Below are 10,147 nucleotides of genomic sequence, written 5' to 3'. Positions count from 1 at the left end.
AAGGGCGCATGGCTAAAAAAATCCACGGCTCCAAAGTCGCCTTAGCGATTTTGTTCTTTTTACAACAAAATGGGCCGTTGCAAAACTAAATTTCAAGTAAGTTTTGCAACAGCCACAATTTTTATTATTTTATCTAATTTATGTTCTCTTATTATTTTGCAGTTTCTTTAGTTGATGGAAGTATAACTTCTACTTCTGAGTGTGGACGTGGGATAACGTGAACTGACACTAATTCTCCAACACGTTGTGCAGCAGCAGCTCCTGCGTCAGTAGCAGCTTTTACAGCTCCTACGTCGCCTCTTACCATAACTGTTACAAGACCACCACCAATATATTCTTTACCTATTAAATAAACATTTGCAGCTTTCACCATAGCGTCTGCAGCCTCAATTGAACCAACTAATCCTTTTGTTTCTATCATTCCTAATGCATCAAATTTCATTTTAAATTCCTCCTAATTTCTTCATTATTATTTTGTTATTTTTATATTTTAATTTTTTATTTCACAATTTTAATTTTTGACTTTGAATTAACAATCATTGCATTTGCTTCATCTATATCAATATGGCATTCAAGTGCGCAATCATCATTTGCTCTAATTGCTACATTATTGTAAATGCCACCTCTCAAACCATCAAATTGTATTGAAACTATCTGTCCATCTTCAACATCAAAATGCTTAGCATCTTGTGGTGTCATATGAATATGCCTTTGTGCAACAATCAGTCCTTCTTGAAGTTGTACTGAACCTTTTGGACCAATTAAAGTAATTCCAGGCGTTCCACATAAATTCCCAGATAACCTTGTATGTGGTGCAACACCAAGACTAAAACAATCTCCAGCTAATACTTCAACCTGTGTTTTACTTCTTATAGGTCCAAGTATTCTAACTTTTTCAATGGCACCCTTTGGACCGCAAATTGTTAAAGTCTCCTTGCAGGCATACTGACCTGGCTGTGATAAATCTTTAATCTTTGTCATTTTATAACCTTCACCAAACAAAATATCTAAATCTTTTTTTGAAAGATGTATATGTCTATTTGAAATACCTACTGGAATTTCCCATGAATCTTTTTTCGCTTCTCCATTAGCTAAATTAGCTTGTAAAGTTTCCAGCAGAAGTTTCAACATAGCTTCACATTCATCCATCTATGCTTCCCCCTTCATCACCTTAACTAACTTATTAATCATATCCAAAAGTTCTTCATTGTTAGCATTTTTAATATCATCAGTATTGATACACTTTGATGCAGCTGCATACTGATCAGGGCTCAAGCTTCCACATTGATTTTGTGTATGGTGACAATTATTTTCTGTTTTAATGTGATTAAAAGTTGGATCGTTAGAAGCTAATGTTGCACAATCCTTTAAACCATAAGCAACTCTCTTAATGTTAATCAAGTGCATTGGGGTAACATTTTCAGAAACTGAACTACCGCCCCAAGTACCACAACCTAGTGTAAATGATGGTATAAGTCCTGTACTTGCACCTGTTCCACCTTGGCTACCACCAGTATTAACTAAAATACGTGATGCTGGCTTTCTAGCAAATTTCATTACTATATCTCTATCTTCAGTATGAATACTCATTGTATGGCCTATTCCATTTTGAAGTAATTCAATACTTAATTCACATGCTTCATGCCAATCCTTTACTGTATAGAATGCAAGTACTGTTGTAAGTTTTTCAAAAGATAATGGATAACCTTCACCAACACCCTTTTGTTCTCCTATAAGTACCTTTGTATCTTGTGGAATAGAAATTCCTGCTGAACTCGCTATAACTTGTGGAGATCTACCTACAAATTTAGCATTCATGCTATGCCCATTCTTAAACAACAGATTACAAACTTTATCTGTTTCTTCTGCTGTCATGAAATATCCGCCTTGTTTCTTTAATTCTGCAACTACTTCATCATGATTACATTCTTCACATATAATAGATTGTTCTGATGCACAGATTGTACCATTATCAAATGTTTTACTTGCAATAATATTTCTTATAGCTTTTTCAACATTTGCACTTCTTTCTATATATGCTGGAGAGTTTCCTGCCCCTACTCCAAGTGCTGGTTTTCCTGAACTATAAGCAGCTTTTACCATTCCTGGACCGCCTGTTGCTATTATTATAGCAACTTCTTTACTCTTCATTAATTCATTTGTAGCTCCAATTGTTGGAGTAGAAACACAACCAATAATATTTTCTGGAGCTCCAGCTTCTATAGCTGCCTCATTCATCAATTTAGCTGCTTTTATTGTACATTGTGCTGCTGATGGATGTGGTGAAAATACTATTGAGTTACGAGATTTTATAGCAATCATTGCTTTAAAAATAGCTGTAGATGTTGGATTTGTTGAAGGTACTATTCCCATTACTAATCCAACTGGTTCAGCAAGTTCTATTAACTTATTAGCCTCATCTTCTTTAATAACACCAATAGTTTTCATATCTTTAATTGAATCATATAATATAGTAGATGCCATATGATTCTTATAAGTTTTATCTTCAACCTTACCAAAACCAGTTTCTTCTACTGCCATTTGTGCTAAGCAAACAGCATTTTCTTCTGCAACCTTAACCATGTTGCATAAAATTTTATCAATTTGTTCTTCAGTATAATCAGCAATTTTTTCTGCCGCAACTTTTCCTAAGCGAGCAAGGTTTCTTGCTTCTTGTATTGAACACAAATCTCTATCAAAATTCTCCATATCAAATTACTCCTTTTTAACGTATTTGTGTATTAAAGTTACTCATAATATGCTCTAAATTTTGTTATTAATAGCTTTTTACTTGCTTTAGAAATTTTTCCTTCTGTAACTTTAAAATCTTTGTATTGACGAGCTAATTCTCTAAGTTTTGCTACTTTAACATTAGATAGTATCTTAAGAGTTTTTTCTATTCCACTTTCATTTACTAAATTATCTACAGTAGCTTTTTGTAAATTGTTTAAATCAATTTTTGAATCATTAGAATGTTCCTCTTTTAACTTCTTAGGTAATGAATGATCTATTGTTAAATTTATTTTTTCAGACTTAGTATCTATACAGTCAATATTTTCATCTTTTTCTAAATTCGTTTCCTCAGAATCATTGATTATACAATCAATGGTTTCTATTGTTTCTTCTTTTTTAGAAATTTCATTCTTAATAACCTCAACTTCAACAACCTCATTTAGGTTTTCACAAATCTCATTTTCAGATTTAGATGAAACTTCTAACTTTTTTAAAGAACTTTTTATTCCAATTATATTATCTAATTCATCATGAGGACGAGGTATCACATGTTCTGAAATCAACAATTTACTATCTAGTTTTTTTACAGCTGCAACGCCAGCCTCTACAGCTGCTTTTACTGCGCCTACATCTCCAGTTACTGCGATTGAAACAAGGCCTCCACCTACATAAGTTTTCTCCAAAATGCTAACATCTGCTGACTTAAGCATTGTGTCTGCACCTTCAATAGCTGCCAGTAATCCTCTTGTTTCTATTAACCCAAGTGCTTGCATAGTTTATCCTCCCTAAAGTTTGCTATAAGAGATCTGCCCAATTGGCAGGATATGTTGAATAAAATACCCTTGCCTTATCAGGTGAACCCCAAACTACCTTAGAACCTGATGGTACAAATAATACATCTCCTGGATATGCAGTAAATGTCTTACCATTGATTTCAATTGTTAAGGTACCTTCAATAACATAATCAATTTCTTCATAAGTTAGCTCCCAATCAAATTTTGAATTTTCAATTACTAAAAATCCAGCACTCATTTTAGATTCATTTTTACTAACTAATTCTTGATAATAAGCTTTTGCATTTGGATTTCCTGTATCAAATACATCCATTTTAACTGTATTGCCTCTAACAACTTTCAATCCACCAGAATCACATTCTGAAACATATGGCATATTTTTATCTTTTTTTAAGCAATTAAGCATTTCCTGCAAGAGACCCTTTTCCATCATAGATTTAAAGAAGCTTAGAAGCATTTCACTGTCCATTCCATCGCCACAAACTTTTGGAATTTCAGAATGTTGTACTTCACACTTAGGCGCTTCTGTAGAAAATACTATACCATTAGCTTTTGCTAAATCCTTAGCTGACGGTGTTATAATCACATTATCATCAACATAGAATTTAGTTTCACCTTGTTTTATCAAGGCTTCAATATCTTTTATACAAATCAATTTTTTCATATCCTCACATCCTTTCATTAATATACTTTTAGATAGTTATTAAATCTAAAACTTATTTAAAGTAAAGACTGTAATAATCTATCAGATGGAGATGGTATAACCTCAGCATTAACTAATAAACCTTTTTCTTCTGCAATAGACTTTCCTGCATCAATACCAGCTTCAACTGCAGCTACATCACCGGTAAAAGTAAAGAATGATTTTCCTCCTAATCCAGTTCCAAGTCTTAGATCTAATGGTTCTAAATTAGCAGCCTTTAAAATAGCATCAGCAGCTATAACCATGGTTGCTAAAGAGAAAGACTCCATAATTCCTAATGCCTGTATACTATCAGGCATTGTTGCACCAGTAATTGCTGGAAAAACTAAAGGATTAACATTAGGTATAATAATTGAATCTACCCAAAATTCTCCTGCTATTTTTTCCCCTACACTTACTGATTCTTTAACAGCTGCAACATCACCATTAACTATAGCTATATATTTTCCAGGACAAACAGAATTAGCTGTAACTATTTCAACATCAGAAGTCTTTAACATTTGATCTGTTGCATAAATACCACGTGAAATACTTATAAATTCAACCATTCCTATTGCATTGGCCATATTAATCCCTCCTTATGGCTACAAAACCATCTTCATTTTTAATTACAGTTCCTGAAATACTTGCATGAATTGGAGCACCTAAACTACCTTCTGGAATTTTACCAATTACTTCACCATTCTCAACATGTTGTCCTAGATGTACACAGGCAATTGAAGGTGCACCTACATGTTGTTGCATTGCAATATATACAATTTCAGAATCTACTAAACCATCTATCATAGGAGCTGGTTTATCAAAATCTCGTAACCCTAATCTTGCTATAAGTCTCTTACTTGGTACTAAGCGATACTCTCTAGCTTGTCTTGCCTCAAACTTATCTTCAACTGGCTTGTATCTAATATTTTGTTCTGCCAGCTTTTGTTTAAAATATAGATTTGATGATTTAGGATATAATCCTGCTGGACATGAAAATAGCTCACATAAATTACACTGACAACATAGTTGTGCAATTTTTTGTCCTTCAATATTATCCAAGTTGTAAGACATAGCTCTCATCATCTTGTGTGGTTGTGTATTATGTCCAAGTAGAAAACGTGGACACATATCTGTACACATACGACATTGCTCACAAGAAGATTTATTTATCTTTTTTGCTTGATCCATGGTAACAGATTTTTTACGAATCAGCGGATGATCATTTTTTAATATTACAAATCCCTTATTTTTCTTTGTAACATACCCGTCTAGATTTTTCATAACTGGGCCCATCATAGGTCCACCATCAATGACTGAATACTTATCAAAATTTTCAATTCCACTAAGTTTTAACACATCTATAATAGGAATTCCTACTGGAACTTTTACAGTTTTTCTATTTGGTATATCCCCTGCAATGGTAATGTATTTTTCAGTAACTGATTTTCCCATAGAAGCATTATAAATGTTTAATGCTGTTTCACTGTTTACTACTACACATCCAACTTGAATTGGTATACCAGCTTCTGGTACAACTCTTCCTGTTAATTCATAAACAAGAACTTGTTCATCTCCTGCAGGATAAATATCTGGAAGCTCTTTTACTTCTATTAAATCTCCTACATGTAATTCATTAATTCTATTTCTTAAAATAGATATTACTTCTTTATGCTTTCCTTTGATTCCTATAATACCTTTATTAGCGTTAACTATACTTCTTGCAGTTTCAAACCCTTTTATAACTTCATCCGGAAATAATTCCATTAACTGTTGATCAACTCTTAAAAGGGGTTCACATTCAGCTCCATTAAGAAGTATATATTCAGCTTTTGATGCAAGTTTCGCATGTGTGGGAAATCCTGCTCCACCAGCACCTATAACACCAGCATCTTTTACCATATCTAAAAGACTCATCTTAATACCTCCTGAATCTATACAAAATTGCAATCTTCATCTATTATTCCAACAACAACAGCATCTACCGGAATATCATCGCTTCCTAACATTCTTCGTGCTGAAGCTCCTGTACAAATAATGACTCTATCACCTATTCCTGCACTAATGATATCCACTACTACTAGCCTTCTACCTTGTCTGCTTCCGCCAATTTCTTCAGCTAACATAAACTTAAAACCATTAAGTAATTCTGTCTTTCTGGTTGCCCATACATTATCAATTAATTTTGCTATTATCATAAACTCTTGCCTTCTTCCATCTTAAGTTTAATTTCTTTAACTGCAGATTCAACTGATGCTGTATCTCCAAAAATTCCAATTAATATCATGTGTTGAGGACAATTTCCTCTAATATCTTCAACTGTAACTCCAACAGCTTTTTCTGCAATATCAGCTGCAAAAATCATATCAATCATTCTACCTTGTACAAGACCTACTGAATCAATATTATTTAAATCTGTTTTGCAATTCGCCCCCATACGCCGTCTAAGAATATCTATTGTACTCTCAGAAGGTGATTTTATAATTCTAAAATCCACCTTTTAACACTCTCCTTATTCAATAATTTCTTTTGTACAGCTAAGAGCGATCCCTAATGGAGTAACGAACATAGGATTATGTGGTTTATGAGTATATATTCCTGTTTGTTTTTCTATAATTTTTTCTATACCTTCTAAGCAACATGTACCACCTACTAAAGATATTTCCTTAACATCATGACCATCTATATGCTTATTTATAATTGCAGCAACTTTTTCAACTACAGGCTTTAATATAGGCAATAATTCTTTATGCTTTTCACTGTCTCTTTTGTATTTATCAGCGTCTCCAAAAGACATACCATATGCTCCTGAAATAACCAATGAAAAATGAGTTCCACCTGTAGGTTCATCAGCAACATATACAACTTTTCCATTTTTCAAAATAGAAATACCTGTTGTTCCACCACCAATATCTACAACTGCACCATTTTCTATTTTAAGTACTGCATTTGCAGCTGTAGGTTCATCTAATAGACTTGTTAATTCAAATCCAGCAGCTTGTACTACATTCTTAATTGCCCCTGAATCCAAAGCATCTGTTCCTGGTGGAATTGCTGCTGCTGCATAAAGTAACTCTGCATTTAATTTTTCTTCAAGTTCCTGTTTCAGTTCTCTAACAATTCTTACTGCTCCAATATAATCAACAATCATACCGTCACGGACTACATCGGCATATCTGTATACACCTGCAACTGGTTTATAATTTTCATCTAAAACTGCTAATACTATGCAGGCAGTTCCAAGATCAACGCCTGTGTAATATGTAGATGTTTCACTTATAATGGTTTTGTTTATAACTTCTTCAAAATCATGAACAAGATTATCACAGTATTCAAAATTTATGCTTTTCTCTGACATTTTCCGCCTCCAATAGTTAGACAAATCATTTGAGATAATGAATTAATAATTGAATTAATATTTTTTATAATTTGATTTCCTACGTTATCATTGTCTCCATATATTTCAAACACAATTGGTTCTATTTCACGAATAGCACAACGTAGTGCATTTAACTTTAAAATTTCGTTGCTTTTTTCAAGTTGCATATGAAATTCTGTTATTTCACAACAATCATCAATATCATCACAAAAATTCTCTGAATTTATTCCAGTACATTCTTTATGGCAAGGTTGTTCAATTGTACTTTTTCCTTCTATAAAATTTCTAATGTTTGAAATTCTTTTTTCTAAATTAATAATACTTTGTGCTAAAATAATATCTTCCTTTATAATTTCACTACTAGTAACAAGGAATAATGCCTCTATAGATTTTAGTTTAAAGCAAATCTTCTTATTAAAATTTTTATTTTCCTTTGGCAATGCTTCTGATTGCTTTACTATAGGAATTTTATTATTTTTGCAAGAAGCATCATCCCACATCTTTATACCTTTATCTGACAGATATTGTCTTGCTCCAGGCGTAAGACGCTCTTCTTGATTTAATTCGTAAACACTAAAAGGTTCCTTCTTATATAAGGCTCGCAAATACTCTTCAGTAATAAATTTCATCATTGCCCCCCTTTACTTTTACCTTTTTCAAATAAATATTTTTTTAAATCATCAATACCCGTTTCATTTGGAAAACTAACATGAAAATATGGTTCTAAGACTCCTATCATTTTTAGCTGCCTTAAACATAACTTTTCATTTTCAGGCATCAAGTCGCTTTTTGTTATTACACCAATTACAGGACATCTAAATGATTTAGCAAAGCCATGAGAATATACTTCTGTGCATCTAGATTGATCTACTAAAATCAAAATATGAGATGCATCCTGAGAAGTTGCAATTATGTGTTTATACATCCAAGCATTTTCTATATAGGAACCAGGGACATCTATAGTATTTTCACCATAAATAATTTCCTGTGTTCTTCTTACTTTTCCATCACAATTATTTAATGCATTAACCAATGTAGTTTTGCCGCAACATGAAGGACCTATTACCATTATTCTCTTCTTTCTCATGTTCTTGTAATGGGAGCCTGAGTAAATCCAAGCAAGTTTTTCAATGTATCATTTACTGCATTTAGTGCTGTCTCAACACTTTCTACATCACCATTTATAACTACTGATCCTGTAAAACGATCTAAAAATCCAATTTCAACATCTGAAGCCTTTGTTGCAATATCAGCTGCAATAATAGCTGTTTCAAAGGGAGTCAAAGTTAAAATCCCTATAGCTCCCTTTTCATCAATTCCTAGACGTTCATATATATCCGGCATTGGTGATGCAATAACATGAGCTATTGTAATTTGCTTTCCAGGTACTGACTCTTGTATAACACGCTCAATATTTCTTTCAAGAAATTCTCCCATAACTCTTACCTTCCATTTTATTATCTATTTAAAAATTCTTTAGTGACGAATCACTTTAACTGTTAAATCATATTTTTTAATCCAGCTTTCAATTTTATCTAAATCTTCATTATTTAAGCTTGGATCTCCTTCAATAGGATATTCAATTCCTAGTTGATTATATTTATTTACCCCCATCTTATGATAAGGAAGCAAATCAATGCCTTTGAAGTTCTTATAATCCTTAAACTGAATTAAAAATTTCATAACATTTTCAATATCTTCATTACTATCATTTACTCCCTTTAATAAAGGCATTCGAATCTTAACATTATATTTACGACGAATAAGTTCTTTTAAATTCTCTAAGATTTGTTCATTTCTCACTCCAGTTAATTGGAAGTGTCTGTCAGAATCAATATGCTTTATATCAAATAGGAACAAATCTGTGAACTCAGCAACCTTTAGCACTGATTCTAGCTTTGCATAACCGCAAGTTTCAATTGCAGTGTTTATTCCCTCTTGTTTACATGCCATAAGCAGGTTGCAAGCAGCTTCTGGTTGCATTAAAACTTCACCACCACCTAATGTAACACCACCACCGGAAATATCATAAAATGCTCTATCTTCTTCTATAATCTCTAAAAGTTCAGAAATAGTTTTTACCTGTCCTACTATAGATAATGAAGATTCAAGACAAGCATCAACACATTTCCCACATCCAAGGCAATCAATATTACGATTCACTTCGTGTTTTAGACTTTCCTTTGAAATAGTATGTATTCCTACTGGACAAGCATCAACACAAGCACCACAATTAACACATGAATTATTTTTAAACATTACCCTATATTTTTTTATCATTCCTTCAGGATTAGCACACCATTTACAACGTAAAGGGCATCCTTGGAAAAATATAAGAGTTCTTATTCCTGGTCCATCATACATATTGTATTTTTGTATATTAAAAATTGTTGCTTTTCGTTCAATCATTCCTAAATTCATATTCCCCATAGTATTCAATCTCCAGTTTTATTTATCTTGATTTTAAATAATATTTTAAATTTTCCTTGCACACTAACATGATTTAATTCATGTTAGTGACAAGTTTTATTAAAAATTAATTTAATGTCAAAATATACT

General features: G+C 32.5%; 14 protein-coding genes. All 14 read right to left on the bottom strand.

Features of this window, described 5'->3' with window-relative positions; translation table 11 throughout:
- Positions 1-151 precede the first annotated feature (151 nt).
- From eutM to cutD, 14 genes are read right to left on the bottom strand one after another with little or no spacing between them, the layout of a single operon-like run.
- Complete coding sequence (gene eutM, locus NG904_RS06455) at positions 152-442, bottom strand: ethanolamine utilization microcompartment protein EutM (RefSeq protein ID WP_012425061.1); 291 nt, start codon at positions 440-442, stop codon at positions 152-154.
- A 56-nt stretch (positions 443-498) separates the two neighbouring features.
- A complete protein-coding gene (locus NG904_RS06450) occupies positions 499-1,149 on the bottom strand; it encodes a phosphate propanoyltransferase (RefSeq protein ID WP_205449419.1) in 651 nt (216 codons plus the stop codon).
- Positions 1,150-2,709, bottom strand: coding sequence for an acetaldehyde dehydrogenase (acetylating) (locus NG904_RS06445; RefSeq protein WP_252230590.1), 1,560 nt, complete (start codon positions 2,707-2,709; stop codon positions 1,150-1,152).
- Between the two features lie 38 nt (positions 2,710-2,747).
- On the bottom strand, positions 2,748-3,506 hold the full coding sequence (locus tag NG904_RS06440; protein ID WP_252214269.1) for a BMC domain-containing protein: 759 nt from the start codon (positions 3,504-3,506) through the stop codon (positions 2,748-2,750).
- Positions 3,507-3,528: 22 nt separating this feature from the next.
- Positions 3,529-4,191 carry a EutQ-related cupin domain-containing protein gene (locus NG904_RS06435; RefSeq protein WP_252230588.1) on the bottom strand — a complete coding sequence of 221 codons (663 nt, stop codon included), beginning with the start codon at positions 4,189-4,191 and terminating at the stop codon, positions 3,529-3,531.
- Positions 4,192-4,247: 56 nt separating this feature from the next.
- Positions 4,248-4,796, bottom strand: a complete 549-nt coding sequence (locus NG904_RS06430; protein ID WP_003374718.1) for a BMC domain-containing protein — start codon at positions 4,794-4,796, stop codon at positions 4,248-4,250.
- 1 nt (position 4,797) lies between these two features.
- Positions 4,798-6,126, bottom strand: coding sequence for a 4Fe-4S dicluster domain-containing protein (locus tag NG904_RS06425; RefSeq protein WP_252230586.1), 1,329 nt, complete (start codon positions 6,124-6,126; stop codon positions 4,798-4,800).
- 17 nt (positions 6,127-6,143) lie between these two features.
- Positions 6,144-6,407 carry a EutN/CcmL family microcompartment protein gene (locus NG904_RS06420; RefSeq protein WP_252214275.1) on the bottom strand — a complete coding sequence of 88 codons (264 nt, stop codon included), beginning with the start codon at positions 6,405-6,407 and terminating at the stop codon, positions 6,144-6,146.
- Positions 6,404-6,706, bottom strand: a complete 303-nt coding sequence (locus NG904_RS06415; protein ID WP_012425392.1) for a BMC domain-containing protein — start codon at positions 6,704-6,706, stop codon at positions 6,404-6,406. The genes NG904_RS06420 and NG904_RS06415 overlap by 4 nt, the downstream gene beginning before the upstream one ends.
- Positions 6,707-6,721: 15 nt before the next feature.
- On the bottom strand, positions 6,722-7,567 hold the full coding sequence (eutJ, locus tag NG904_RS06410) for an ethanolamine utilization protein EutJ (protein WP_012423361.1): 846 nt from the start codon (positions 7,565-7,567) through the stop codon (positions 6,722-6,724).
- Positions 7,549-8,220, bottom strand: a complete 672-nt coding sequence (locus NG904_RS06405) for an ATP--cob(I)alamin adenosyltransferase (protein ID WP_026072209.1) — start codon at positions 8,218-8,220, stop codon at positions 7,549-7,551. Before NG904_RS06405 ends, eutJ begins: the two co-directional genes overlap by 19 nt.
- Complete coding sequence (locus tag NG904_RS06400) at positions 8,217-8,675, bottom strand: EutP/PduV family microcompartment system protein (protein WP_252213624.1); 459 nt, start codon at positions 8,673-8,675, stop codon at positions 8,217-8,219. The genes NG904_RS06405 and NG904_RS06400 overlap by 4 nt, the downstream gene beginning before the upstream one ends.
- Complete coding sequence (locus NG904_RS06395) at positions 8,672-9,025, bottom strand: BMC domain-containing protein (RefSeq protein WP_012424944.1); 354 nt, start codon at positions 9,023-9,025, stop codon at positions 8,672-8,674. Before NG904_RS06395 ends, NG904_RS06400 begins: the two co-directional genes overlap by 4 nt.
- A gap of 39 nt (positions 9,026-9,064) precedes the next feature.
- Complete coding sequence (cutD, locus tag NG904_RS06390) at positions 9,065-10,018, bottom strand: choline TMA-lyase-activating enzyme (RefSeq protein ID WP_012423521.1); 954 nt, start codon at positions 10,016-10,018, stop codon at positions 9,065-9,067.
- Positions 10,019-10,147: the final 129 nt, after the last annotated feature.

This window comes from Clostridium sp. ZBS15, from assembly GCF_023845705.1.
Classification (GTDB): Bacteria; Bacillota; Clostridia; order Clostridiales; family Clostridiaceae; genus Clostridium; species Clostridium aquiflavi.
This window is presented reverse-complemented; position numbering and strand designations above follow the sequence as displayed.